Source organism: Streptomyces actuosus (assembly GCF_016921115.1).
Classification (GTDB): domain Bacteria; phylum Actinomycetota; class Actinomycetes; order Streptomycetales; family Streptomycetaceae; genus Streptomyces; species Streptomyces actuosus_A.
Map to the genome: position 1 here is coordinate 15,863 of NZ_JAFFZS010000015.1, position 25,551 is coordinate 41,413.

Below are 25,551 nucleotides of genomic sequence, written 5' to 3' on the forward strand. Positions count from 1 at the left end.
TTGATTCTGCCACGGCCCGGCCGATACGGTCAGCGACGCCTCAGGACCAGTCCGGACACCGCACCCGCGACGGCCGTCGCGGCGAGGGCGAGCATGCATGTGAGAAGCGCTTCCGCAGAGGTATACGCCCCCGGGGCCCCGAGCGACTCAAGCCGACCGAGGAACAGGGCGCCGAAGGCCGCGACTCCGACCAGCTGGCCGAGCTGCGCGACCGTGGCGAGCAGTCCGCTGGCGTCCGCCGCGTCCTCGGGCCGGACCGCGGCGAGCGCCCGGGTGAGCGTCGGGCTGAAGGCGAGCGCGAGCCCGGCCCCGACGCCGGTGTACGCCGCCCAGAGCGCCGCGCCGCCGGAGCCACCGCCGTCGAAGGCCAGGCCGACACCCGTGACGCCGACGGCGGTCACCGCGAACCCCGCCGGCGTCAGCGCCCGCTGCCAGGAGGCGGGCCAGCGGCGCCAGGTCAGGCCGACGGCGCCGAAGACGGCCGCGGTCGGCGCGAAGGTGAGTCCGGCGCGCAGGGCGCTGTAGCCGAGGCCGCCCTGGACGTGCAGCGTGACCCCGAACAGGAAACCGCCGTTGACGGCCATGACCGCCAGGATGCGCAGCACGGCCAGGCCCATGCCGGGGTTGTGCAGCACGCGGGGCGCGATCAGCGGGGCCCCGCCGCGCCGGGCGAGCCGGGACTCGTATCCGCGGAACAGGCCGAACACGACGGCGGCCGAGGCCAGGGACAGCCAGGACCACAGCGGCCAGTCATGCTCCTGCCCGAGCACCAGGGGCACCGTCAGCAGCGTCACCGCACCGCCGAGCAGCACCAGGCCGGGCAGGTCGAGGCCGCGCTCCCGTTCGCTCCGCGGTGTGGCGCCCAGCGGCAGGACGCGCCGCCCGAGGGCCAGCAGCAGGGCACCCACCGGCACGTTCACCAGGAACACGGGCCGCCAGCCGGTGCCGAAGAGGTCGGCGTCGACCAGGATGCCGCCCAGCACCTGCCCGGCGGCCGCGCCCACGGCGAGCACCGCCGAATAGGCGCCGAGGGCCCGGGCCCGGCGCTCGCCGCTGAAGGTGCGCTGGATCAGACTGAGCACCTGCGGGATCATCAGGGCCGACCCGGCGCCCTGCAGCAGCCGGAAGGCGATGAGCCCGGTGGCGCCCTGCGCCAGGCCGCAGGCGAGCGAGGCGGCCGTGAACAGGGCGAGCCCGGCGAGATGGACCCGGCCGTGGCCGAGCCGGTCGCCCAGCCGGGCCCCGGTGATCATCAGCACCGAGTAGGTGACGGCGTAGCCGGCGATCACCATCTGCAGGTCGGCCCCGGAGGCGTGGAGGTCGGAACCGATCGTCGGGGCCGCCACGTTCACGATGAAGACGTCGAGCAGTGCCATGAACTGGGCCGAGAGGACCAGGGCGAGCAGCCGCCGGTCTCGGGTGCCGGTGGCGGGGGCTTCACTGGATGCGGGGCCCGGCAGGGGCGCCAGGCCCGGCTGCGTCCCGGGAGTTGTCGTCATGCGACCCAGCCTGGCGACGCCCCGGTACGGGTGCCGAGTGCCCGCCGATGCTGGTGGTGGCAGCACCTGGCAGGCGACGGAGCGGGACGCGAGGATGGGGGACGTGACGGTGGGTACGACACAGCGGCGCCGGCCCGAGCTGGCCGCCTTCCTGCGCAGCAGACGCGCCCGGGTGACCCCGGCCGACGTGGGCATGCCGCCGGGCCTCCGGCGTCGCACGCCGGGGCTGCGCCGCGAGGAGGTCGCCCAACTCTCGGGGGTCGGCGTGACCTGGTACACCTGGCTGGAGCAGGGCCGCCCGATCAACGCCTCCCCACAGGTGCTGGACGCGGTGGCGCGGACCCTGCGCCTGGACCCGGCGGAGCGCGAGCACCTCTACCACCTGGCCGAGGTGCCCTGCTCCCCCGCCCCGGAGGCACCGGCGCAGAGCGTCGGCCCGGAGATCCAGGGCATCGTCGACGCCCTGGATCCGCGCCCGGCGGTGGTCTACAACTCGCGGTACGACGTCCTGGCCTCCAACGCCGCCTACCGCGACCTCTTCCACCCGGGCCTGCTGCCCGCCGGCCGTCCCGCCAACGCGCTGTGGACGCTGTTCACGACCCCGGAGGAGGACTGCCCGCTGGTGCAGCGGGACAGGGAGCTGCCGGTGATGGTGGCCACCCTGCGCGCGGCGTACGGCCTGCACGCCGGCGAACCCGTCTGGGACGACTTCGTCCTCCGGCTGTCGGCGGCCAGCGGGCTCTTCGCCCGGCTGTGGGCGAGCGGTGACGTGGCGCTGCCCGGCCGGCGGGTGAAGGTCTTCCGCCACGGGCACGTCGGCGAGCTGCGGATGAGCACCCTGTCGCTGTCGGTCGACGGCATGCCGGAGTGCCGGGTGGTGGTCTACTCCCCGGACGACGCGGAGACGGCGCGCCGGGCGGCACTGCTGCGCGAGCGGCGGGAGAGCCTGTGGCCGCGGGGGACGGAGCATCGGGAGCGGACACCGTGACAACAGAAGATCCCGCCCCCTGTGGGGACGGGATCCTCGTACCGTTCCTCGGCGACTCCGTGGAGTACCGATCGGTGGAGCTAAGGAGAATTGAACTCCTGACCTCTTGCATGCCATGCAAGCGCTCTACCAACTGAGCTATAGCCCCTTGCCGCCATGCGGTGGAACCGCATGCCTCGTCCGCCCCACCCAGCGGGGCGAACAAGAAGAACTCTAGCCTGCCACCTGCCGGAAAGTGAAATCCGGGGTCGGCGGCCGCTTCGGGCGGCAGTCAGTCGTCGTCGCCGAGCACCGGCTCCGGCAGCGTCCCCGCGTTGTGCTCCAGCAGGCGCCAGCCGCGGGCGCCCTCGCCGAGGACGGACCAGCAGCAGTTGGACAGGCCGCCGAGGCTCTCCCAGTGGCGGCCTTCCAGGCCGAGGAGGCGGCCGATGGTGGTACGGATGGTGCCGCCGTGGCTGACCACGACGAGCGTGCCGTCGTCGGGCAGCTTGTCGGCATGCCGCAGGACGACGGGCGCTGCACGCTCGGCGACCTCGCTCTCCAGTTCGCCGCCGCCGCGGCGCACCGGCTCGCCGAGCTTCCAGGCCGCGTACTCGTCGCCGTGGCGTTCGACGATCTCGTCGTGGGTCAGCCCCTGCCACACCCCTGCGTACGTCTCCCGCAGACCCTCGTCATGGGTGACGTCGAGCCCGGTGAGCGCGGCGAGTTCGGCAGCGGTGTTCGCCGCCCGCTGCAGGTCCGAGGAGACGATCGCGTCGGGGCGCAGCGAGGCGAGCAGCCGCGCGGCGCGGCGGGCCTGGGCGATGCCCGTGTCGGTGAGTTCGACGTCGGTCGTGCCCTGGAAGCGGCGCTCCACGTTCCAGGACGTCTGGCCGTGGCGCCACAGGATGACGCGGCGGCCCCGGCCCGGCCGGCCGGCGCTCACCTCACCGGTGCGGCTCACCGCCACTCACCACCCGGTCCCGCCGCCTCCTCGGCCGCCTGCAGCTCGGCGTGCTCCTCGGCCTTTCCGCGGGTCGCCTTGGCGTCCTCGGGCAGCTCGATCTCGGGGCAGTCCTTCCACAGGCGCTCCAGCGCGTAGAAGACGCGCTCCTCGCTGTGCTGGACGTGGACGACGATGTCGACATAGTCGAGCAGGACCCAGCGGGCCTCGCGGTCGCCCTCGCGGCGTACCGGCTTGGCGCCGCGCTCCTTGAGCAGCCGCTCCTCGATCTCGTCGACGATCGACTTGACCTGGCGGTCGTTGGGCGCGGAGGCCAGCAGGAAGGCGTCCGTGATCGACAGCACGTCGCTGACGTCGTAGGCGATGATGTCGTGCGCGAGCTTGTCGGCGGCGGCCTGTGCGGCGGTGTCGATCAGCTCGAGGGAACGGTCGGTTGCGGTCACTGCAGGGCTTTCCGTCGGCGGTCACTTGCCGTCCAGGGTCTCACGGACCGCCGCCGGCACCCCACGCGATAACGGGATCACGCCGGGCGGCCACGCTCCGTCACCGGGACCGGGCCGCCGCGGCACCGCCGCCGTCCCCCGGGGCGGCGCCCGGGGGACGGCGGCGGTCAGGGCTTGTAGTCCTGGCCGAGGACCACCGAGACGTCGGCGTTCCCGGAGACCTTGCCCTGGACGACCGCCCCGGTCGGCAGGCCGAGGGTCTTGGCGACCTCGGTGGCTCCGTCCTTGTCGGCGGCGTCGGCGTAGGTGACCGTGGAGGACGTCCGGGCGGTGCCGGTGCCCGCGTCCAGGAAGGTGAAGCCGCCGTTGAGCAGGACGACGCGGGCCTTGTCGGTGTTGCCCGTCGCGCCGCTGGCGTTGCGCACGGAGACGCGGACGGCGCTGCCCTGGTCGGGGCTCTTGGCGGTGCCGCCGAGGACGTCCTTGACGACGCTGTCGGACGCCTTCGCGCTCAGGGTGCCGTCGTCCTGGACCGGCAGCAGGGCGGTCTTGTAGTCGCCGCCCTTGGCGAGATCGGCCAGTTCGGCGAGGAAGGTGCCGAGGTCCTTGTCGGTGAGGGAGGGGTCGAGGATCTGCGCCAGGGTCTGCACGGTGACCGTCGCGGCCTGCGGGTCGGACGACAGCTTGCGCAGCACCCCTTGCATGACCTGGCCGAAGCGCTGCAGCTGGGCGTTCTGGGACTCGCCGGAGGCGCGGTAGGTGGCGTAGGCGACGGCCGTCTTGCCACTGAGGGTCCGGTCGGCGCCCTTGCGGACGACGGGGGGCGCGCCCTTCTTCTTGGCGTCCGGGTCGGGGACGTCGGTGTCCGCGTCGACCTCGATGTTGCCGACGAGGTCGACGAGGTTCTGCAGGTAGGGGGTGTCCAGACGCCAGGTGCCCTGGATGTCGGTGCCGAGAACGCCGTCGAGCGCCTCGCGGGTGCCGGAGGAGCCGTCGCCGTCGACGGACTTCGCCAGGGTCGTGGTGGTGCCGTCCTCGGAGGTCAGGGCGAGGGCGTTGGGCAGCAGGACGGTGGTGCCCTGCCGGGTGGTGGTGTTGTCCACGAGCAGCGCGGTGGCCGTGCCGCCCTTCTTGGTGTCGTGCAGGTGGACGACGATCACGTCGCGTTTCTGGGCGCCCGCGGCGGTCGTGCCGCCGGACTCGGCCGCGGAGTCCGACAGGCCGGGCAGCTTCCCGGCGTACCAGAGGTAACCGACGCCGCCGACGGCGACCAGGGCGAGGACGACCAGGAGGGCGATCATGCGGCTGCGGGCGCGGCGGCGGGCCTCCTCGCGGCGCTCGGTGCGGTTCTCGGTGAACTTCAGCCAGTCGATGACGTCCTCGGAGTCCCGGTCGGGCTCCTCGACGAAGGCGAACTGCTCGGTGTGGTACTCCCGTTCGGCGGACCCTTCGGACGCCTCCTGCTCGGCGGGGCCGGCCTGCTGCGGGATGTGGGCGGTCTGCTCGGCGACCCGGGACTGCTGCCCACCGGCCGGGGAACGCCCGTAGGGGTCGGACCCGCCGGCGGCCTGCCGGGGCATGCCGTAGGGGTCGTGCCCCACCGCGGGCTGCCGGCCCGTCTCATAGACGCCCTGACGCCCGGCGGGGTGCGTTCCCGTCTCATAGGCGCCCTGGTGCCCCGCGGCGGGGTGCTGGGGGGTGCCGTACGGGTCGTAGCCGGGGGCGGTCTGCGGGGGCGTTCCGTAGGGGTCGTAGCCGGAGGGCGCGTGCTGCGGCGAGCCGTAGGCGTCGGGTCCGGTGGGCTGCTGCTGCCGTCCGGTGCCGTAGGGGTCGTACGGAGGCACCGGCGGCTGCTGACCGGTCGCGTACGGGTCGTAGCCGTAGCCCTGCTGTGCGTGAGGGTCGTACGCCGGGTGGGGCGCCTGCTGCGACACCTGCCGGTAGACCGGCTGCCCGTACTCGTCGTAACCGACGAGCTCGTACTGGTCGCCCCCGTGACCCGCGTCGTATCGGTCGTTCACCGGTAGCCCCTCTCGGCTCACTCGCCGCGGTACAGCCGGCGTTTGGCGATGTAGCGCACGACTCCGTCCGGCACCAGATACCAGATGGGGTCGCCTTTGGCGACTCGCGCACGGCAGTCGGTGGAGGAGATGGCGAGGGCGGGGACCTCGACGAGGGAGACTCCGCCCTCGGGGAGCCCGGGGTCGTCGAGGTGGTGGCCGGGCCGGGTGACGCCGATGAAGTGTGCCAGGGAGAACAGTTCCTCGGTGTCGCGCCAGGTGAGGATCTGGCCGAGCGCGTCGGCACCGGTGATGAAGAACAGGTCGGTGTCGGGATTGAGGACGCGCAGGTCGCGCAGGGTGTCGACGGTGTACGTCGGACCGCCGCGGTCGAGGTCGATGCGGCTCACGGAGAACTGCGGGTTCTCGGCGGTGGCGATGACCGTCATCAGGTAGCGGTCCTCGGCCGGGGAGACCTTGCGGTGGGTCTTCTGCCACGGCTGGCCGGTCGGGACGAAGACGACCTCGTCCAGGTGGAACTGCGCGGCGACCTCGCTGGCCGCCACCAGGTGGCCGTGGTGGATCGGGTCGAACGTGCCGCCCATGACGCCCAGGCGGCGCTTGCCCGGGTTCGACGGGCCGGCTCCCGGGTCGGGCGCGGGCCGGGGCGCACCCGTGCGCACCGCGTCGGCCGCGCGGTGCTCCGTGTCGACCGGATCACGCACCGTGTCGTGCGCCGGACCGGTAGGCATGTCCTGCTCTCCCATGCGTGCAGACCCTACCGGCCCGGTCCGAGAGCCTCCGCCGCCAGTCGACCGGCGCCGGCCGGGAGGGTCTGCCGGGCAGGGCTCAGCGGTCGCGGTTGAAGCGGGTGGTGACCCACAGCAGCAGCAGCAGGATGACGAGGGCGCTGCCGCCGGTGACGTAGGGGCTCAGGCTCTCGTGGTTGCCGCCGTGCTCCTCGCCCTCGGCGGCGAGGGTGACCAACTGGGCAGCGGCGCTGTGGAAGCTCATCTTCGGCAGGACCTATCCGGTGTGGGCGGGACAAAGACGTCGGCCCATCGTAAGCGGGCGCCTCCTCGGCGATCACGCCGACTCCGCCAATGGGAGCCGCGGCTCGGCCGCACCGGGTCCCGGGGGAACTTTCCGGGCGCCTCAGTCGTCCTTCCGGCTGTAGCCCCGGAGCAGGAACCACCCGGTCAGGACACACCCGACGACCATCACGATCAGGATGACCCGGAGCAGGTACCCCGAGCCCTCGTGCGGAGCGGTACCCGCTGCCTCGGCGAGCCAGGCGGCGGCAGGGGGGTACTCCATGGCAGGGGACTCCTTCGCTGTGGTGCCCGTCCACGGTAACTCCACCTAGGCTGGGCTCTGCCTCGGGGGCGCACAGGGCCAAAGGACGGCCACATCGACGCACATGGGGGACCACATGTCCGAAGACGGCCACCGGTACGACGAGCACGCGAACGTGCCGAGCAGGCAGCGCAGGCGCTTCCCGGGGATCTCCTCGCGTGCCTACGAGCACCCGGCGGACCGCTCCGCCCTGGTGGCCCTGCGCAAGCTGAGCGGGTTCGACACCGTCTTCAAGGCGCTCAGCGGACTGCTGCCCGAGCGGAGCCTTCGGCTGCTGTTCCTGTCCGACTCGGTGCGCGTGTCGGACCAGCAGTTCGCCCACCTCAACGACATGCTGCGAGACGCCTGTTACATCCTGGACCTGGAGAAGGTCCCCCCGATGTACGTCAACCAGGACCCGCAGCCGAACGCGATGTGCATCGGCCTGGACGAGCCGATCATCGTGGTGACCACCGGGCTCGTCGAGCTGCTCGACGAGGAGGAGATGCGGGCGGTGATCGGCCACGAGGTGGGGCACGCCCTGTCCGGCCACGCGGTCTACCGGACGATCCTGCTGTTCCTGACCAGCCTGGCCGTCCGGGTCGCCTGGATCCCGCTGGGCAATCTGGCGATCATGGCGATCGTCACGGCGCTGCGGGAGTGGTTCCGCAAGTCGGAGCTGTCCGCCGACCGGGCGGGCCTGCTGGTGGGGCAGGACCTGACGGCTTCGATGCGCGGCTTGATGAAGATCGCGGGCGGCAACCACCTGCACGAGATGAACGTGGACGCGTTCCTCCAGCAGGCCGAGGAGTACGAGGCCGGGGGCGACCTGCGCGACTCCGTGCTGAAGATCCTCAATGTGCTGCCGCGCTCGCATCCGTTCACGGCCGTGCGGGCGGCCGAGCTGAAGAAGTGGGCTGCGTCGCGGGACTACCAGCGGATCATGGACGGCCACTACCCGCGGCGCGACGAGGACAAGGACACCTCGGTCTCCGACTCCTTCCGTGAGTCGGCGGCGCACTACGCCGGCCACGTCAAGTCGTCGAAGGACCCCCTGATGAAGCTGGTCACCGACCTCGCGGGCGGGGCGGGCGACCTGGGCGGCCGGGTCCGGCGCGGCTTCGCCGGGTTCGCGGGACCGGGCGGCCAGGAGGCGCAGGGCACCGGCGGCGCGACGACGAAGGACCGCCCCGCGGGGGACCCCCGGGACGAGGACGAGGACTGATGCGCCGCCGCAGGCGGCAGGCGGCGCCTCCGCCCGGCCGTCAGCGGCCGGCGGCGCCCCCCGGGCGACCGCTGCGGGCGGTCCGCGGCGCACCCCGGGGAGCCTCCCGGACGGTGGCGTGACTCGGGCGACCGGAGAGCGGCCGCATGCCTCGGGCGACCGGTGGACGGTGGCGCGTCGCGGACGGCGGACATCAGGCGGACGACGGCCGGCGGCCCAGGAGCCTCGCTCCGGCGGCTCGCCGGTGACCGGCCGCTCACAGCCGCGGCTGCGCGCCCGCCGCCATGGAGCCGCACAGGGCCGTCGCGCTGCCCGTGGCGTAGGGGTCGGTGCCGGCCGGGCCGCCGCTCTTCGCGGTCTGCCCGGCGAGCAGCGGGTGCAGCTCCCCGACGGTGTCCCCGGAGCAGGACAACGGGCCGGCCTGCGCGGAGGAGGCGACCAGCTGGGCCTGGTGCAGGCGCAGGTCCTCGCGGTCGAAGCGGAACTGCACCTGGCGGCGGACGGTGAACAGGGAGATCTGACCACCCGCGCCGGAGCCGGCCGGGCTCAGGGCGTAGACGAAGGTGTGGTCTGCGGTGACCTCCAAGGTGGTGGCGTCGGTCTCGGCGGCCTGGAGGGTGCCCTGGACGCGGATCTTGGCATCGGCGAGCCGGGCCTCTGAGGAGGCGAAACGGACCAGCCATCCGGTGGGCTCGTGCCGGCCGTCGGCGGTCGGGTGGTCGAAGCTCTCGTCGAACTGGCTGAGTTGGCCGGGATCGACCAGGACGCGCACGGGGCGGATCTGCTCTCCGGTGAGCACCTCGGGATAGAGGGAGGAGCGGACCAGGTAGTCCTTGGCGGTGGTCAGGGCGGCCACGACCTGGCTCTCGGAGAAGTGCGCGGTGCGCCGCGAGGCCGGCAGCGGGATGCCCTCGGCGCCGATCCGGAACTGGGCGGCGGGGCTGTGCGCGTACAGGTACTCGGCGTCGGCGGCGCCGGGCACCCGGCCCTCGGGGGCGAGCGGGACGACGGTCATGCGCAGGGGCTCCGGGGGCCGCCGCGCCTCGGAGGACGCGTACGGGTGCCGTATGCCCATGTAGACGGCGGTGCTGAAGGCGACGGCGATCAGCAGGACCAGGCCCAGCACCTGCCGGGACAGGCCGCGGTGCAGCGGCGGGCGGCGGCGCACGGCGGGGGTGTGCTCGGCCATCCGCTCCCGGGCGGAGTACTCCTGGAGTCGGGCAGCGCGGACGAACGACTCGTCGAAGACGACGGATCGGTACTCGTCCTCACCACCACCGGGGGCTCCCTCGGGTGTCCCCTCGGGTGGCTCTCCAGGCCCGCCCATATCTTCAGGGTAGGTCTCCGCAAGCCCCGATAAACGCCCAGGTACACGACAAGTTCTGACAGGTCCTCAACAGCGGGCGCGGGCGTCGGGAGGTCCGGGTGTCAGGGGGTGCGGGGGACCGCGGAGACGGCGGGCTGCGAGTAGTCCGCGGAAGCCGAGGGCGCCACCTCACCGGCCCCGTCCAGCCCGGTCGAGGCGGGCGGCGGCGGGACCTGGTCGCGGCTGCCTCCCGAGGAGGCGCCCCGGTAGACCGCGGTGAAGGCCAGCGCGACCATGCCGACACCCATCACGAGGGCGAGGACCCAGGCGACGGGGCGGTGCCAGCGGGCCTGCCGGCCGTAGGGCCGCCGGGTGTCGTGGTGGTCGTCGAAGGCGTAGGCGTCGTCGACGTCGTCCGGGGCGCCCAGGTCGGGACCCCCGCCGGGCCCCCGGTATCCGTCCGGGCCTGGGCCGTCGTGGCGCTCGCCGCGGCGGCGGGCGCGACGGGCCTCGAACTCGGAGGCCTCCGCTCTCGCCCGGGCGGCGGCCAGGAGGCGTTCGACGGCGGTCGGCTCATGCACCGTGGCCGCCCGCACGAAGGCCTCGTCGAAGACCACGGAGGCGAACTCTTCGTCCGACACCCCGCGGTCGTGGTCGTCGTCGGGCTCCCAGCCGTCGCGAAACGGCGTGCCCCCCACGTCCTCCGGCACGGAACCAGAGTAGACCTGGGGGGTCAATTTGGGCAGACGGTATGGAAATTCATCCGCCGGGTGAGACGGCTTTCGAGCGGCGCGCGCCCGGCCCGGGGGCGCATGCCGGTCGCATATGCGCCCGCCGGACGGGGGTCTCAGGGGCGCACGTGCCCGTCACCGGTGACGATGTACTTGGTGCTGGTGAGCTCGGGGAGGCCCATGGGGCCGCGGGCGTGCAGCTTCTGCGTGGAGATGCCGATCTCGGCGCCGAAGCCGAACTGGCCGCCGTCGGTGAACCGGGTCGAGGCGTTCACGGCCACGGTGGTGGAGTCCACCAGCTGGGTGAACCGGCGGGCCGCCGCCTGCGAGGTGGTGACGATGGCCTCGGTGTGACCGGAGGTCCACAGCCGGATGTGCTCCACGGCCCGGTCGAGGGAGTCGACGACGGCCGCGGCGATGTCGTACGACAGGTACTCCGTCTCCCAGTCCTCCGGCGTGGCCTCCACCACGGTCGCCCGGGAGGCCTTGGCGTGGGCCATGACGCGCTCGTCGGCGTGAACGGTGACACCGGCGTCGGCCAGGGCGTCCAGGGCGCGGGGCAGGAACTCGGCGGCGATGTCCTGGTGGACCAGGAGGGTCTCGGCGGCGTTGCAGACACCGACGCGCTGCGCCTTGGAGTTGATCAGGATCTCGACGGCCATGTCGATGTCGGCCTGCGCGTCGACGTAGACGTGGCAGTTGCCGGTGCCGGTCTCGATGACCGGGACGACGGACTCCTGGACGACGGCGTTGATCAGCGAGGCGCCGCCGCGTGGGATCAGTACGTCGACCAGGCCGCGGGCGCGCATCAGCTCGCGCACGCTCTCGCGGCTCTCGCCCGGCACCAGCTGGACGGCGTCGGCGGGCAGCCCCGCCCCGCCGACGGCGTCGCGCAGCACGCGCACCAGGGCGGTGTTCGAGCGGTAGGCCGAGGAGGAGCCGCGCAGCAGGACGGCGTTGCCGGACTTCAGGCAGAGGGCGGCGGCGTCGACGGTGACGTTGGGGCGGCCCTCGTAGATGATGCCGACGACGCCCAGCGGGACGCGGACCTGGCGCAGGTCGATGCCGTTGGGGAGGGTGGAGCCGCGGACGACCTCGCCGACCGGGTCGGGCAGGGCGGCCACGTGGCGCACGTCGGCGGCGATGGCGCGGACCCGTTCCGGGGTGAGGGTGAGCCGGTCGATCATGCCGTCGCTCATGCCGCTCTCGCGGGCCTTGGCCAGGTCCAGGGCGTTGGCCTCCACGATCTCACTCGTGCGGACCTCCAGCGCGTCGGCGATGGCGAGCAGTGCGTCGTCCTTCTCGGCCCGCGGCAGCGGGGCGAGCGTCGCGGCGGCGGCCTTGGCCCGGTAGGCGGCCTGGGTGACCGGGGACATGGAGTCGTACGGCGAGAGCGTGGTCATGGGGGAAGGGTAGTGCGCCGGGCGGCGCCGGCCGCCGCGTGTTCCACACCCCGAGACATTCTCAAAAGGGGTGAACTCCGACAGGGACCGCCGGTGGCGGGCCGTAGCCCTCGGCCACGCGCTGGTGGTACGTCTCGCGGTCGATGACCTCCAGGCCGACGATCTCCCAGGGCGGCAGTCCGGCGGTGCGGCGGTGCTCGCCCCACAGGCGCAGTGCGACGGCGGCGGCGTCGTGCAGGTCGCGGGCCTCCTCCCAGTAGCGGATCTCCGCGTGGTCGCCGGCGTAGCGGCTGGTCAGTAGGAAGGGGTGGTCATGGGCGAGCTGCTCCAGCCCCCGCCGCACCTCCGTCAGCGGTACCTCCCGGCCGGAGACGCTGAGGGTGACGTGCCACAGCCGCGGCAGGTCGACGGGGTCCCTGCCGCCACCGCTTCCGATCCCCGGGGCGGGGACACTGGCCAGGGAGCGCTCCTCACCGTCGGTACGGGGGCCCCGCGGGCCGCCCGCGCCTCCGTTCGCGCCACCGCGGGACGCCGCAGCCCCAGGGCGTACTCGTCTCACGACGGCCACGACTGCCTCCTTCGCCCGGTCCTCGCCCACTGCTCGTACGGAATGCGCGTCGCGGGCACATCCCCTGGGACACAGTTGAGCAGGCCGTACGGCTTCGCGGGGCGGTTTTACGGAACGTCCCCCACCGGGACCGAGGGTTTCGACACCGTTTACGGGTGGAGGAGGACCAGGTCGTCCCTGTGTACGACCTCGCGTTCGTACGCCGGGCCGAGCTCGCGGGCCAGTTCCCGGGTCGAACGGCCGAGCAGCCGGGGGATCTCCTTGGCGTCGAAGTTGACGAGCCCGCGCGCCACCGCGTGCCCCGCGCCGTCCCGCAGCTCCACGGGGTCGCCCGCGCTGAAATCGCCCTCGACGGCGGCGATGCCCGCCGGCAGCAGGGAGGTGCGCCGCTCGACGACCGCGCGGACCGCGCCGTCGTCCAGGGTGAGGGAGCCCTGCGGGGTGGAGGCGTGCTGGAGCCACAGCAGGCGGTCGGCGGAGCGCTTGCCCGTGGGGTGGAAGTAGGTGCCGGTGTCGCCGCCCTGGAGCGCGACGGCGGCGTGGACCGCGCTGGTGAGGACGACGGGGATGCCCGCCGCGGCGGCGATGCGGGCGGCCTCGACCTTGGTGACCATGCCACCGGTGCCGACGCCGGCCTTGCCCGCGCTGCCGATCTCCACGCCGGAGAGGTCGGCGGGGCCGCGCACCTCGGCGATCCGCGAGGTACCCGGCCTGCTGGGGTCGCCGTCGTACACGCCGTCGACGTCCGACAGCAGGACCAGCAGGTCCGCCCTGACCAGATGGGCGACGAGAGCGGCGAGCCGGTCGTTGTCGCCGAAGCGGATCTCGTCGGTGGCGACGGTGTCGTTCTCGTTGACGACCGGCAGGGCGCCCATGGCCAGGAGCTTGTCCAGGGTCCGGGAGGCGTTGCGGTGGTGCGCGCGCCGGCTCATGTCGTCGCTGGTCAGCAGCACCTGCCCGACACGGACACCGTAGCGGGCGAGGGAGGCGGTGTAGCGGGCGACGAGCAGGCCCTGACCGACGCTGGCGGCGGCCTGCTGCCGGGCGAGGTCCTTGGGCCGGCGCTGCAGGCCGAGGGGGGCGAGACCGGCGGCGATGGCGCCGGAGGACACCAGGACGATCTCCTTCTCGCCGCCGCTGCGGGTCTTGGCGAGGACGTCGACGAGAGCGTCGACACGGTCCGCGTCGAGTCCGCCGGCCGCGGTGGTCAGGGAGGACGAGCCGATCTTGACGACGATCCGGTGGGCCTGAGCGACCTGTCGCCCGGCCGCCACGACGCCGTCCTGCCTTGCCGCTGACACCTGCGGTCCATCCCCTTCACGCACGCTGCTGCGGGCCGATGCCCTGAGCGGCAATCTACGCGAAGCGGGGCCGGGGCCGCGCTCCGGTTTCAGTGGGTGGGCGGGACGCGGCGCGGGCGCCGCGCCGGCCACCGGGCCGCGGTGGACGCCGACGCAGTCCGTCGGGCGGGCACCGGTGGGCCGCGACGGTCCCCGGTGGCCGGCTCGCCCACCTGGCCGGCGCCTGGCCACGACCGCCCCGGCTCCGGTGCCGACGCCGGTCCGGGGGCGCGTTCCCCGGCCTCCCACGCGCCGCCCGTTCTTCCGCGCGGCGCTTCCGCCTCGTGCGCGCGTTCCGCTTCCGCCGTGTCCCCGCTCGTCTCCGCGGCGACCGGTTCTCACGGGTGCCGCCCCGTCCTGCGCGCGGGGACGCCGTGCCGCTCCCGCGTGCCGGATCGCCCCTCCCTGGTCGGCGCGACGGGGCCGGGCGCCGGCCCGGGAGCCGGTCCGCGCGCGGGCGCCTGCCGCCACGGGGCCGACGGCCCCGCGCGCCGGATCGCCCCTCCCTCACCGCACCGCACCGCACCGCACCGCCGAGCCTCACGCCGGACGGACGGGGGCGCGGTGGTGCAGCGCCCCCGCGGTCGGGGCTCAGGCGTGGTGGTGCCGCCAGCCCTGCCAGGCCGAGTCGATCATGTCGTCGAGACCGTGGCGGGCCGACCAGCCCAGTTCCCGGTGGATGCGGTCGGCGGAGGCCACCACCCGCGCCGGGTCGCCGGGCCTGCGTCCCGTCACCACCGGGGCGACGTCCGTGCGGCCGGTGGCCTTGAGGATGTGGTCGACCATCTCGCGGACCGAACTGCCCTCGCCGCGGCCGACATTGAGGGTGAGAGCGATGCCCGGCTCGGCGTCGGCCAGGCGGAGGGCCGCGGCCAGGTGCGCGGAGGCGATGTCCTGGACGTGAATGTAGTCCCGTACGCAGGTGCCGTCCGGCGTACTGTAGTCGTCGCCGAAGATGCGCGGCGCCTCGCCTGCCTCCAGGCGCTCGAAGACCATCGGGACGAGGTTGAACACGCCCGTGTCGGCGAGCTCGGGACCGGCCGCACCGGCGACGTTGAAGTAACGCAGGCTGGCCGCGCGCAGACCACCCGCCCGTGCGGCGGCGTTGATGAGCCATTCGCCCACCAGCTTGGTCTCCCCGTACGGGCTCATCGGCGCGCAGGGGGTCTCCTCGGTGACGAGGTCCACGTCGGGCATGCCGTAGACGGCCGCGGAGGAGGAGAAGACGAGCCGGTCGACGCCGGTGGCCGCCATGGCCTCCAGCAGCGTCTGCAGGCCGGTGACGTTCTCCCGGTAGTAGTGGAGCGGACGCTCCACCGACTCCCCCACCTGCTTCTTGGCCGCGATGTGCACGACACCGGCCACGGCGTGGTCGCGGATCGCCCGCTCCAGCAGGGCCGCGTCCAGCACGCTGCCGACGACCAGCGGCACGCCGGCGGGCACGCGGTCGGCGCTGCCGGTCGACAGGTCGTCGTAGACGACGACGCTCTGACCTCCTCCGATCAGCGCGCGCACCACATGTGCCCCGATGTATCCGGCCCCGCCCGTGACCAGCCAGCTCATCCGCACGTCTCCTCCGTCGACGGTCATCGGATGCAGACTCGCCCCTGCACACCGGAAAATCGAATCAGACATTCGGCACACAAGGCGGTAAGAAGCGGCAAATGGCGGACGGGTGGGAGTTCCTGTCGGCCATGAGTCGCCCGCCACCTCCCCCACGGAAACAGCACGTGAATCCTTTACCCTGAGGGCTGCGGTACCCCGGGCCGCAGGCGGGCACTCCGGCCCGCCGACCCCCTCGCGGTCAGCCCTCGGAACAGGTTGTAAGGATGCCCCGACTCTCTCTCATCGTCCCTGCCTACAAGGTGCAGGGCTATCTCTCCGAGTGTCTCGACTCCGTCCTCGGCCAGGACTACACGGACTTCGAGATCATCGCGGTGGACGACTGCTCGCCGGACGGTTCCGGGGCCATCCTCGACGAGTACGCCCGTCGCGACGCGCGCGTTCACGTGATCCATCTCACCCGGAACGTGGGCCTGGGACACGCCCGCAACGCGGGCATGGAGAAGGCACAGGGCGACTACATCCTCTTCCTCGACAGCGACGACACGATGACCGAGGGGGCGCTGGGGGCGATCGCCGACCGCCTGGACGCCACCGGGGACCCCGAGATCCTCATCTACGACTACGCCCGCTCCTACTGGGACGGCCGGATCGAGCGCAACTACCGCGCCGACCTGCTCCGGAGCGACGGCCAGGACGTGATACGGCTGGCGGACCGCCCGCAGCTGCTCGACCTGCTCCAGATCGTCTGGAACAAGGCGTACCGCCGCGACTTCGTCGACCGGGTCGGCCTCGCCTTCCCCACCGGGTACTACGAGGACGCCCCCTGGACGTACTGCTCCCTGATCAGCGCCGAGAGCATCACCCTGCTCGACCGGGTGGGCGTGCTGTACCGGCAGCGCAGGGAGGGCGGCAACATCCTCAAGACCACCAGCCGCAAGCACTTCGACGTCTTCGACCAGTACCAGCGCGTCTTCGAGTTCCTCGACGCCCACCCCGAGCTCGACCAGTGGCGCGAGCCGCTGTTCCGCAAGATGGTGGGCCACTACCTGACGGTGCTGGAAAAGCCCGGGCGGCTGCCGAGCGCCGACCGCGCCGAGTTCTTCCACCGGGCGTCCGCCGACTACCGGGCGCGGGTGCCGAAGGGCTTCACCCGGCCCGCGGGCGGGAAGGGCAAGAAGCTCGCGCTGCTGGAGCGGGACGCCTACGCCGCCTGGGCCGGCGCGATGACCGCGGTCAAGTTCCGTCAGACCGTCAAGAAGCGTGCCCGCACCGCCGTCAGCTTCTCCAAGCGCGGCGCGATGGGCGCCTTCTACCAGTCCCAGCTGCGCCTGCCGCTCGACGAGAACCTCGCCGTGTTCTCGTCGTACTGGAGCCGCAGCGTCTCCTGCAACCCGGCGGCCATCGACGCCCGGCTCGCCCTCCTCGCCCCGCACATCCGCCGGGTGTGGGTGCTCCGGCCGGACGCCGTGGGCGAGGTCCCCGCGGGCGTCGACCACGTGATCCTCGGGTCGCGCGAGTGCTGGGCGGCGCTGGCACGCGCCAAGTACCTGGTCAACAACGTGAACTTCGCGGACGTCGTGGTCAAGCGCGAGGGACAGGTCCACGTCCAGACCCACCACGGCACCCCGCTGAAGACGATGGGCCTGGACCAGCGCAAGTACCCGGCCTCCACCGACATGGACTTCGACAAGCTGCTGGAGCGCTGCGACCGCTGGGACTACAGCGTCAGCGCCAACCGGTTCTCCACCACCGTGTGGGAGCGCGTGTACCCGTGCTCGTACACCACACTGGAGACCGGCTACCCGCGCAACGACGTCCTGGTGAACGCCACGGCGGCCGATGTGCGCCGGGCGCGTGCGACGCTCGGACTGGCCGACGGCACCCGCGCGTTCCTCTACATGCCGACCCACCGCGAGTACCAGCCGGACTTCCGGCCCCACCTCGACCTCGCCCGGATGGCGGAGGAACTGGGCCCGGACGTGACGCTGCTGGTGCGCGGCCACTACTTCTACGGCTCGTCCCCGCGCCTGGCCGACCTGCGCCGCAGCGGCCGGATCGTCGACGTGTCCGCCCACCACCCGGTCGAGGACCTCTACCTGGCCGCCGACGCGCTCATCACGGACTACTCCTCCGCGATGTTCGACTACGCCGTGCTGGACCGGCCGATCATCATCCACGCCCCCGACTGGGACGTGTACTCCGCCGTCCGCGGCACCTACTTCGACCTGCTCCAGGAGTCGCCCGGCGCGGTGTCGACCTCGCAGGCCGAACTGGTCCGCCTGCTGGACTCCGGCGACTACGACACCGCCGACACGACCGAGCGCCGCGCCGCCTTCCGCAGCCGTTTCTGTGAATTCGACGACGGCCACGCAGCCGAACGGGTGGTTCGGAGCGTCTTCCTCGGTGAGGACACTCCGGTGCCCTTCGTCCCGTTCCCCGAGCGCACCCACGCTCCGACTCCCGCCCAGGCGCTCGCACCCGTCGAGCGGGCCTGACCCCGACAAGGAGACCCACCACGCCATGGCCCCTCGGCTCAGTGTCATCGTCCCGATCTACAACGTGGAGCGGTATCTGCCCGCGTGCCTGACGTCGCTGGCTGCGCAGACCATGCCCGACCTCGAGGTCGTCATGGTCGACGACGGCTCGCCGGACGGCTCCGCGGCCATCGCCGAGGAGTTCGCCGCGAAGGACGCGCGGTTCCGCCTGGTGACGCGGGAGAACGGCGGCCTGGGCGCGGCCCGCAACACCGGACTGGAGCACCTGGCGCCCCAGAGCGAGTTCATCGCCTTCGTCGACAGTGACGACGTCATACCGTCGGACGCCTACCGGCTGATGCTGGCGAGCCTGGACGAGTCCGGTTCGGACTTCGCCACCGGCAACGTGCTGCACGTCAACAGCAGCAAGATCTGGCAGTCGCCGATGCACCGCATCCTGTCGCGCGGTGCCGTGCAGGGCACGCACGTCACCCGCGACCTGCGGCTGCTGACCGACCGGATCGCCTGCAACAAGGTGTTCCGCAGGTCCTTCTGGGAGCGCCACGACTTCCGCTTCCCCGAGGGCGTGCTCTACGAGGACACCCCGGTGATCGTGCCGGCCCAGTTCCTGGCCCGGTCCGTCGACGTCATCAGCGCTCCCACGTACTACTGGCGCCTGCGTGACGGCGAGGCCGCCCCTTCCATCACCCAGCGCCGCTCCGAGCCGAAGGCGGTCCGCGACCGCACGTCCGCCGTCCAGTCCGTCAGCCGGTTCTTCGCCGAGCGCCCGGAGGCGACCGCCGCGGAGATGAAGCGCGAGTACGACCGCACGGTGCTCACCGGCGACCTGCGGATCTTCCTGAACGTCCTGCCCGAGGGCAAGGAGGAGTTCCACGCCGAGTTCTTCCGCGTGGTCAACGGCTACCTCGACCAGGTCGACCCGGACCTGGTCATGGAGCTGCCCGCGCCGGCCCGCGTGAAGTGGCTGCTGGTGCGCAAGCACGCGCTGGCCGAGCTGCTGGAGCTGTTCGAGTCCGAGCGGCGCGGCGACCGCGTCCGCATCGACGGCCTGCTGCGCAAGTACGCCGCCTTCTCCGCGCTGGAGAACAGCTCGCTCCGGCTGCCCAAGCGCGTGCTGCGCATCGACCGCGACATGACGGCCGCGGCCCCGCTGCGCGAACTCAGCTGGCGCGGCGGCAAGCTGCACATGGCCGGCCACGCCTGGATCAACCGGGTGGACCAGTCCGGCCCGCGCAGCGCCATCAAGGTGCTGGCCCTCAAGCGGGACGGCTCCCGCAAGCGCACCGTCCTGCCGCTGCGCAACGTGCACGCGCCCGAGTGCACCGCGCTGTCCAACCAGCGCCAGTACAACTACGACTGGGCCGGCTGGGAGTACGAGTTCGACCCGGCCCGGCTGCGGCGCGGCAAGACCTGGCAGGAGGGCACCTGGCACCTGGGCGTCGGCATCGCCTCGGCGGGCCTGGTCCGCAAGAAGGCCATACACACCAGTGGCGCCGCCGCCCAGAACCACGCCACCTACCAGTGGCTGGACGAGAACTTCCGGATACTGCCGAGCACCGCCACCGGCTCGCTCAAGCTGCGGATCGAGCGGGTGCGCGCGGTGGTCACCGACCGCCGCCAGGTCGACGACGCCCTGGAGCTGAAGGGCGAGATCCGGGTACCGCTGTCGCCGAACGAGCGCGTCGCACTGTCGGTCACCAACCGCAAGAGCGGCGAACGGCTCGACTACCCCGTCGAGCTGGGCGCGACCCAGGGCGAGCGCACCGCGTTCCGTGTCTGCGTGCCGCTGGAGGACGTGGCGCTGCTGCCCGAGCACATCGACGCCACCGGCACCGATGTCTCCAGCGGCGGCGCCGACCCGGCGCAGGTCGCCACGCGCACCTGGTCGACGGAGCTGGTCGCGACCGACCTGGAGGGCAAGAAGCGCAAGTTCGGCACCGTCGTCGCGGACGCGCTCCCGGACCTCCAGATCCGGCTGCCGCTCTCCCTCGGGGAGGGCGCGGACCACTTCGAGCTCGCGGTGCTGGGCGGCAACACCGGCTACCTGAAGTTCACCGGCCGCAGCCTGCGCGCCTGTGTCACCGGCGTGCGCTGGGCCGACGGCCGCTACACCGTCCACGGCACGGCGCCGCGGGACATCACCGGCTGGACGTTCCTGATCAAGGCGCGCGACTACTTCGACGAGAAGACCATCGACCTGACGGTGGACGCGGACGGCCGCTTCGAGGCCCACTTCACGCCGTCCCGGATGTCCGGCGCGGCGAAGAACCTGCCGCTGAAGACGGGGCGCTGGAACCTGTTCCTGCGCTCCGGGGGCGACGAGCCGGACATGCCGTGCATCCTGGACCGCCATGCCTCTCCCAAGCTGCCGATCTCCGGCGAGCACAACGGCCGCGGCTACGACTTCGAGGCCCGCTGGTTCGACCACCCGCAGCTGCACTGCCTGCCCGACCTGACGATGGAGGAGCGCGGCGCCTTCCACCAGGCCCGGCTGCGCAGCGAGGTGTACGAGCAGGGCCGCACCAAGCCGCTGCGCGAGTCGGTGCTGTTCATCAGCTACAACGGCAAGCAGTACTCCGACAGTCCGCGCGCCATCCACGAGGAGCTGGTGCGCCGGGGCACGGACCTGGAGCAGCTCTGGCTGGTCCGGGACGGCCAGGTGGACGTGCCGTCGACGGTCACCCCGGTGCGGTTCCAGGGCGCCGACTGGTACGACGCGCTCGCCCGCTGCCGCTACATCGTCACCAACGCGCACCTGCCGCACTGGATCGAGCGCCGTCCCGAGCAGGTCGTCGTGCAGACCTGGCACGGGACCATGCTGAAGAAGATCGGCCTCGACATCGACGCGCCGAAGTTCAACCCGGACTACCACGACCAGCTGCGGCTGGAGGCGGCCAACTGGTCGATGATGGTCTCCTCCAACCGCTTCAGCACCCCGATCCTGAAGCGGGCCATGGCCTTCGACGGCGAGATCGTCGAGACGGGCTACCCCCGCAACGACTACCTGTACGCCTCCGACCTGGACGAGCGGGCGGCGGAGGTGCGGCGGCGGATCGGCGTCCCCGAGGGGAAGAAGGTCGTGCTGTACGCGCCGACGTGGCGCGACGACCTCTCACACCGCGTGGGCCAGTTCCGTTTCGAGCTGCGCCTGGATCTGGAGGACGCCCAGCGCCGCCTGGGCGACGACCACGTCCTGATGATCCGCCGGCACTCCAACGTCGTGGACAGCATCCCCGGCGCGGGCAACGGCTTCGTCTTCGACGTCTCGGAGTACCCGGACATCGCGGACCTGTACGTCGCCGCGGACATGATGATCACGGACTACTCGTCGGTGATGTTCGACTACGCGCACCTGCGCCGGCCGATGCTGTTCTTCACCTACGACCTGGAGCACTACCGGGACCGGCTGCGCGGGTTCTACTTCGACTTCGAGAACGACGCGCCCGGACCGCTGATCCACACCTCCGAGGAGCTGATCGACGCGATCCGCGACATCGACCGGGTGTCGGACAAGTACCGCGCCGAGTACGACCGCTTCCACACGCTGTTCTGCGACCTGGACGACGGCCATGCCGCCGAGCGCGTCGCCGACCTGATGTTCGAGCAGGCGCGCCGGTACGACAACAGGCTCTGATCCGCCTCGCCGTGTCTGCCGGCGGGCCGGGACGGTCGGTGCCGCCGGGCCCGCCGGCGGGCTCAGACGGTCACGGTCTTCACGGACAGCTGCGCCGCGCTGTTGAAGTACGGGCGCACCTCGACGCCCTTGGGCGGCTTGGGCGCGGCCGTACCGGTGATCTTCCGCCTGACCCGGCGCAGCTGCCTGCCCAGCGGGCTGGGCTGGGCGGGCGCGACGGCCTTCAGCACGGGCCGCGGATAGGTGTAGACGTCGATCGGCTTCAGGACGTCGGTGGCGAGCTTGCTCAGCGGCAGCCGCTCGGCGTCGGGCGCGGGCCGCAGCCACACGTCCCAGATGGTCTCCTTGCCCTTGTGGTCGCCGATCAGCCGCTTGCTGTCGAGCCGGGCCGACAGCGCCCCACCGGAGCCGGGCTGCGTGTCGAAGGTGATCGTCGCCGGTTCCTTGCCGCGCCGGGTCGCCTCGATGACGGCGCCGCTCGCCGCCGCGCCCCACAGCGCGGCGTCGACGACCAGCGTGAAGCCGTCCACGGTGAGGCCCGCGACCTCGGCGTGCCGGTCACGGACCCGGCTGCGGACGCGCAGCCGCCCGTCGCCCTGCCGGTACGGCAGCAGCCACTCCAGGGCCGGGCCGTCGCCGGTGCGCGGCAGTTCGACCGTGAGCAGGTCACGGGTGTCGACGCCGAAGCCGTCGGTGGTCAGCGGCACCTCCAGGCCGTCCGCGGTGCCCACGGACACCTCCCACTCGCCCTCGGGCAGTCCGTCGTGCCAGGGCACGAGCGCCTCGCCGGCCGGGGACAGCGGGAAGCGGCGCTCCTCCTCGTCCTGGCCGGGCCGACGGCAGATGATGTCGACCTCGCCGAGGTCGGCGGGCATCCGGTCGACTGCGACGAGGACGGAGCCGTCGCCCTGGACGACCGCGGTGGCGGTGTGCGGCAGCCGGCGGCGCGCCAGGGCCCGTTCCAGGACGGCCTCGAACCGCTCGCGGCTGCCCGTCTCGTGGAAGCGTTCGGCGTTGCGGACGGCGGCCCGGCCCATGGTGCGGCGGCGCTCGTCGTCCCCGACCAGCGTCATCATCGCGGCGGTCATCGCCGCGACGTCGCCCTTGGGCACGACGAAGCCGTCCTCGCCGTCGGTGACGATGTTGCGCGGCCCGTGGTCGGCGTCGGTGCTGATCACCGGCAGTCCGGCGGCCATGGCCTCGACGATGACGTTGCCGAAGGCCTCGCGCTTGGACGGCATCAGGAACACCGATCCCTTGGCGAACTCCGGGGAGACCGGGGTGGCCGGGCCCATCAGCAGCACGTCGTTGTACAGGCCGAGCTTCTCGATCTGCTTGCGCAGATTCGCCTTCTCCGCGCCGTTGCCGTAGATGCGGAGCTTCCAGCCGGGGTGCTCGGCGACCACCGGGGCGAACGCCTCGACGGCCATGGCGAAGTTCTTGTTCTCCTTCAGCAGGCCCGCCGCGATGATCACCTTGTTGTCGCCGGTGGAGCGGTGCGTGGAGGCGGGCACGCAGTTCGGCATGACCTCCAGCCGGTTGCGCACACCGGGCACCAGCTTGCCCAGGCTGGCGACCTCCTCGGGGGTGAGGGCGGTGATCGCGTCGAGGTCGTGGTAGGTACGGAAGAGCGGCTTCTTCTCCCACTCCGCGTAGATCGCGGGCATGGAGTGCTCCTGCGCCAGCCGGAGATAGTCCTTGCGGGCGTGACTGAGCATGATGGTGATACGCGGGTTGGAGCTGACCACCGCGTCGGCGTCGGTGGTCTCCAGCCACTCCAGCAGCCTCAGTTCGGCGAGCCGGCTGATCCACGGCGTGCCCTCCCGCTCCTTCGGCGGGAAGACGTAGACCTTCGGGAACTCCTCGATCAGCGGGTTGTCCAGGTCGGAGGCGGGGGAGTTGCCGCGCAGGTCGGTGAGGACAGTGACCTTCACCCGCGGGTCGAGCGGGAAGTAGGACTCGTCGCGTGACTTGCGCAGGCACACGATTTCCACGTCGTGTTTCTCCGCCAGCGCCCCGGCGAGGTTCTGCGTCGCGCTCACCACACCGCCGATGTGGCAGAGGTTGCTGACAATGAATGAAATCTTCATCTGTGCAAGTACTTTCCGTCCGGCGGTGAGGCGCAGCGCTGGCAGGCGCCGACAACAGAGGCCGCTGTCGTCTCAGGGAAGACGTCCCACCGCTCGGAAAAGTTGTAGACCTGGGGCCATTTTGACGGCGATCGGGTGAACACCGCGTGAGGACCCGTCAGAACGGCTCGAAGTCGTCGTACGCACGCTCCGACTCGTCCCGTTCGGCCTGCCGGTCGCGGCGGCGCTGCGCCGCGGGCCGGGGCGCCTCGAAGCGGTGGTCCTCACCGCGCCGGCCCAGCATCTCCGCACCGGCCGTCACCGTCGGCTCCCAGTCGAAGACGACCGCGTTCTCCTCGGGGCCGATCGCCACACCGTCGCCGGAACGGGCGCCCGCCTTCATCAACTCCTCTTCCACACCGAGGCGGTTGAGCCGGTCGGCGAGGTAGCCGACGGCCTCGTCGTTGTTGAAGTCGGTCTGGCGCACCCAGCGTTCGGGCTTCTCGCCGCGGACGCGGAAGAGCGGCTCGCCGCCGACGTCCTCCCGGGTGACCGTGAAGCCCGCGTCGTCGACCGCCTTGGGGCGGATGACGATCCGGGTGGCTTCCTCCTTGGGCCTGGCCGCCCGCGCCTTGGCCACCAGCTCGCCCAGCGCGTACGTCAGCTCCTTCAGCCCGGTGTGCGCCACCGCGGACACCTCGAAGACCCGGTAGCCCCGCTCCTCCAGGTCCGGCCGCACCATCTCGGCGAGGTCGCGGCCGTCCGGCACGTCGATCTTGTTCAGGACGACGACGCGGGGACGGTTGTCCAGGCCGCCGTACTGCCGCAGCTCCTCCTCGATGACGTCGAGGTCGGAGACCGGGTCGCGCTCGGCCTCCAGGGTGGCCGTGTCGAGGACGTGGACGAGCACGCTGCACCGCTCCACGTGCCGCAGGAACTCCAGCCCCAGGCCCTTGCCCTCGCTGGCGCCCGGGATCAGGCCGGGGACGTCGGCGACGGTGTAGACGGTCGAGCCGCTGGTGACCACGCCGAGGTTGGGGACGAGGGTGGTGAACGGGTAGTCGGCGATCTTCGGCCGGGCCGCCGACAGCACCGAGATGAGGGACGACTTGCCCGCGCTCGGGTAGCCGACCAGCGCCACGTCGGCGACGGTCTTCAGCTCCAGGACGACGTCCTGGAGGTCCCCCGGCTCGCCCAGCAGCGCGAATCCGGGCGCCTTGCGGCGGGCGGAGGCGAGGGCGGCGTTGCCCAGCCCGCCCCGGCCGCCCTGTGCGGCGATGTACGACGTGCCGTGGCCGACCAGGTCGGCGAGGACGTTGCCCGCCTTGTCGAGCACGACCGTGCCGTCCGGCACCGGCAGGACGAGGTCCTGGCCGTCCTTGCCGGAGCGGTTGCCGCCCTCACCGGGCTTGCCGTTGGTGGCCTTGCGGTGCGGGGAGTGGTGGTAGTCGAGGAGCGTGGTCACCGACTGGTCGACGGTGAGGATCACGTCGCCACCGCGTCCGCCGTTGCCGCCGTCGGGCCCGCCCAGCGGTTTGAACTTCTCACGGTGGACGGAGGCACAGCCGTGGCCTCCGCTACCCGCGGCGACGTGCAGCTCGACGCGGTCCACGAAGGTGGTCATGGTTCAGTGCCTCCAGATACGTGCGGTCATGGCGTTGCAGTGCTGTGTTCCATGAGAACAAGCGAAAGGCGGACCCGCCTTCCCGCACGGGAAGTGAGGTCCGCCTCGCGAAGTGATGCGTCCGGTCAGGCGACCGGGACGATGTTCACGACCTTGCGGCCGCGGTGGGTGCCGAACTGCACCGCGCCGGCCTGCAGGGCGAACAGCGTGTCGTCGCCGCCACGGCCCACACCCGCACCGGGGTGGAAGTGGGTACCACGCTGGCGGATCAGGATCTCGCCCGCGTTCACGACCTGACCGCCGAAGCGCTTCACACCGAGCCGCTGGGCGTTGGAGTCGCGACCGTTCCGGGTGGACGATGCGCCCTTCTTGTGTGCCATCT

20 protein-coding genes and 1 tRNA gene are annotated in these 25,551 nt (G+C 72.2%); 4 read left to right on the forward strand and 17 right to left on the reverse strand.

Going from position 1 to position 25,551, the window contains the following annotated elements; translation table 11 throughout:
- Window positions 1-29: 29 nt before the first annotated feature.
- On the reverse strand, window positions 30-1,499 hold the full coding sequence (locus JS756_RS19650) for an MFS transporter (protein ID WP_205384434.1): 1,470 nt from the start codon (window positions 1,497-1,499) through the stop codon (window positions 30-32).
- Between the two features lie 94 nt (window positions 1,500-1,593).
- On the opposite strand from JS756_RS19650, the gene JS756_RS19655 reads away from it, so the two are divergent.
- The gene (locus JS756_RS19655; RefSeq protein ID WP_205384551.1) at window positions 1,594-2,487 is read left to right on the forward strand and encodes a helix-turn-helix transcriptional regulator; all 894 of its coding nucleotides are present in this window, start codon (window positions 1,594-1,596) and stop codon (window positions 2,485-2,487) included.
- A gap of 75 nt (window positions 2,488-2,562) precedes the next feature.
- Here JS756_RS19655 and JS756_RS19660 read toward each other — a convergent pair.
- From JS756_RS19660 to JS756_RS19690, 7 genes are all read right to left on the reverse strand, one after another.
- Window positions 2,563-2,635 (reverse strand) — tRNA-Ala (locus JS756_RS19660).
- Window positions 2,636-2,758: 123 nt separating this feature from the next.
- Window positions 2,759-3,430, reverse strand: coding sequence for a histidine phosphatase family protein (locus tag JS756_RS19665; protein ID WP_438817331.1), 672 nt, complete (start codon window positions 3,428-3,430; stop codon window positions 2,759-2,761).
- A complete protein-coding gene (gene rsfS / locus JS756_RS19670; RefSeq protein WP_205384436.1) occupies window positions 3,427-3,873 on the reverse strand; it encodes a ribosome silencing factor in 447 nt (148 codons plus the stop codon). The genes JS756_RS19665 and rsfS overlap by 4 nt, the downstream gene beginning before the upstream one ends.
- A gap of 167 nt (window positions 3,874-4,040) precedes the next feature.
- Window positions 4,041-5,894 (reverse strand): LCP family protein, encoded by a 1,854-nt coding sequence (locus tag JS756_RS19675; protein WP_205384437.1) that lies wholly within the window; start codon window positions 5,892-5,894, stop codon window positions 4,041-4,043.
- A gap of 17 nt (window positions 5,895-5,911) precedes the next feature.
- Window positions 5,912-6,640 carry a nicotinate-nucleotide adenylyltransferase gene (gene nadD, locus JS756_RS19680; protein ID WP_205384438.1) on the reverse strand — a complete coding sequence of 243 codons (729 nt, stop codon included), beginning with the start codon at window positions 6,638-6,640 and terminating at the stop codon, window positions 5,912-5,914.
- 82 nt (window positions 6,641-6,722) lie between these two features.
- On the reverse strand, window positions 6,723-6,887 hold the full coding sequence (locus JS756_RS19685) for a hypothetical protein (RefSeq protein ID WP_205384439.1): 165 nt from the start codon (window positions 6,885-6,887) through the stop codon (window positions 6,723-6,725).
- Between the two features lie 141 nt (window positions 6,888-7,028).
- Complete coding sequence (locus tag JS756_RS19690; RefSeq protein WP_205384440.1) at window positions 7,029-7,190, reverse strand: hypothetical protein; 162 nt, start codon at window positions 7,188-7,190, stop codon at window positions 7,029-7,031.
- 115 nt (window positions 7,191-7,305) lie between these two features.
- Between JS756_RS19690 and JS756_RS19695 the strand changes: the two genes are divergently transcribed.
- Window positions 7,306-8,433, forward strand: a complete 1,128-nt coding sequence (locus tag JS756_RS19695; RefSeq protein ID WP_205384441.1) for a M48 family metallopeptidase — start codon at window positions 7,306-7,308, stop codon at window positions 8,431-8,433.
- Window positions 8,434-8,689: 256 nt separating this feature from the next.
- Here the strand turns inward: JS756_RS19695 and JS756_RS19700 are convergent, their stop codons facing one another.
- The 6 genes from JS756_RS19700 to galE form a co-directional block, all read right to left on the reverse strand.
- Complete coding sequence (locus JS756_RS19700) at window positions 8,690-9,760, reverse strand: SCO2583 family membrane protein (RefSeq protein WP_205384442.1); 1,071 nt, start codon at window positions 9,758-9,760, stop codon at window positions 8,690-8,692.
- 101 nt (window positions 9,761-9,861) lie between these two features.
- A complete protein-coding gene (locus JS756_RS19705) occupies window positions 9,862-10,449 on the reverse strand; it encodes an SCO2584 family spore wall biosynthesis protein (protein ID WP_498063051.1) in 588 nt (195 codons plus the stop codon).
- Between the two features lie 137 nt (window positions 10,450-10,586).
- Window positions 10,587-11,873: a glutamate-5-semialdehyde dehydrogenase gene (locus tag JS756_RS19710; RefSeq protein ID WP_205384444.1), complete on the reverse strand. Its 1,287-nt coding sequence runs from the start codon at window positions 11,871-11,873 to the stop codon at window positions 10,587-10,589.
- 61 nt (window positions 11,874-11,934) lie between these two features.
- Entirely contained in the window at window positions 11,935-12,432 is a 498-nt protein-coding gene (locus JS756_RS19715) for a DUF8830 family protein (protein WP_205384552.1), read from the reverse strand.
- A 158-nt stretch (window positions 12,433-12,590) separates the two neighbouring features.
- A complete protein-coding gene (gene proB / locus JS756_RS19720; RefSeq protein WP_307790804.1) occupies window positions 12,591-13,742 on the reverse strand; it encodes a glutamate 5-kinase in 1,152 nt (383 codons plus the stop codon).
- 630 nt (window positions 13,743-14,372) lie between these two features.
- Window positions 14,373-15,344: a UDP-glucose 4-epimerase GalE gene (gene galE, locus JS756_RS19725; RefSeq protein WP_205384554.1), complete on the reverse strand. Its 972-nt coding sequence runs from the start codon at window positions 15,342-15,344 to the stop codon at window positions 14,373-14,375.
- 266 nt (window positions 15,345-15,610) lie between these two features.
- On the opposite strand from galE, the gene JS756_RS19730 reads away from it, so the two are divergent.
- Complete coding sequence (locus tag JS756_RS19730) at window positions 15,611-17,842, forward strand: bifunctional glycosyltransferase/CDP-glycerol:glycerophosphate glycerophosphotransferase (RefSeq protein WP_205384445.1); 2,232 nt, start codon at window positions 15,611-15,613, stop codon at window positions 17,840-17,842.
- A gap of 25 nt (window positions 17,843-17,867) precedes the next feature.
- Entirely contained in the window at window positions 17,868-21,476 is a 3,609-nt protein-coding gene (locus JS756_RS19735; RefSeq protein ID WP_205384446.1) for a bifunctional glycosyltransferase/CDP-glycerol:glycerophosphate glycerophosphotransferase, read from the forward strand.
- A gap of 62 nt (window positions 21,477-21,538) precedes the next feature.
- On the opposite strand, the gene JS756_RS19740 is transcribed toward JS756_RS19735, so the two are convergent.
- The 3 genes from JS756_RS19740 to rpmA all read right to left on the reverse strand — a co-directional run bounded on the left by JS756_RS19740 (window position 21,539) and on the right by rpmA (window position 25,549).
- Window positions 21,539-23,566: a glycosyltransferase gene (locus tag JS756_RS19740; RefSeq protein WP_205384447.1), complete on the reverse strand. Its 2,028-nt coding sequence runs from the start codon at window positions 23,564-23,566 to the stop codon at window positions 21,539-21,541.
- A gap of 157 nt (window positions 23,567-23,723) precedes the next feature.
- Window positions 23,724-25,169, reverse strand: a complete 1,446-nt coding sequence (obgE, locus tag JS756_RS19745) for a GTPase ObgE (protein ID WP_205384448.1) — start codon at window positions 25,167-25,169, stop codon at window positions 23,724-23,726.
- A 125-nt stretch (window positions 25,170-25,294) separates the two neighbouring features.
- Window positions 25,295-25,549, reverse strand: coding sequence for a 50S ribosomal protein L27 (rpmA, locus tag JS756_RS19750; RefSeq protein WP_205384449.1), 255 nt, complete (start codon window positions 25,547-25,549; stop codon window positions 25,295-25,297).
- Between the last annotated feature and the right edge of the window lie 2 nt (window positions 25,550-25,551).

Bases quoted from the DNA above. Each gene is read 5' to 3' on its own strand.
- JS756_RS19740 (WP_205384447.1), bottom strand. From the start codon at position 23,566: ATGAAGATTTCATTCATTGTCAGCAACCTCTGCCACATCGGCGGTGTG.
- JS756_RS19735 (WP_205384446.1), top strand. From the start codon at position 17,868: ATGGCCCCTCGGCTCAGTGTCATCGTCCCGATCTACAACGTGGAGCGG.
- JS756_RS19650 (WP_205384434.1), bottom strand. From the start codon at position 1,499: ATGACGACAACTCCCGGGACGCAGCCGGGCCTGGCGCCCCTGCCGGGC.
- JS756_RS19690 (WP_205384440.1), bottom strand. From the start codon at position 7,190: ATGGAGTACCCCCCTGCCGCCGCCTGGCTCGCCGAGGCAGCGGGTACC.
- obgE (WP_205384448.1), bottom strand. From the start codon at position 25,169: ATGACCACCTTCGTGGACCGCGTCGAGCTGCACGTCGCCGCGGGTAGC.
- JS756_RS19730 (WP_205384445.1), top strand. From the start codon at position 15,611: ATGCCCCGACTCTCTCTCATCGTCCCTGCCTACAAGGTGCAGGGCTAT.
- galE (WP_205384554.1), bottom strand. From the start codon at position 15,344: ATGAGCTGGCTGGTCACGGGCGGGGCCGGATACATCGGGGCACATGTG.
- JS756_RS19700 (WP_205384442.1), bottom strand. From the start codon at position 9,760: ATGGGCGGGCCTGGAGAGCCACCCGAGGGGACACCCGAGGGAGCCCCC.
- JS756_RS19685 (WP_205384439.1), bottom strand. From the start codon at position 6,887: ATGAGCTTCCACAGCGCCGCTGCCCAGTTGGTCACCCTCGCCGCCGAG.
- rpmA (WP_205384449.1), bottom strand. From the start codon at position 25,549: ATGGCACACAAGAAGGGCGCATCGTCCACCCGGAACGGTCGCGACTCC.
- JS756_RS19695 (WP_205384441.1), top strand. From the start codon at position 7,306: ATGTCCGAAGACGGCCACCGGTACGACGAGCACGCGAACGTGCCGAGC.
- nadD (WP_205384438.1), bottom strand. From the start codon at position 6,640: ATGGGAGAGCAGGACATGCCTACCGGTCCGGCGCACGACACGGTGCGT.
- JS756_RS19710 (WP_205384444.1), bottom strand. From the start codon at position 11,873: ATGACCACGCTCTCGCCGTACGACTCCATGTCCCCGGTCACCCAGGCC.
- JS756_RS19655 (WP_205384551.1), top strand. From the start codon at position 1,594: ATGGGGGACGTGACGGTGGGTACGACACAGCGGCGCCGGCCCGAGCTG.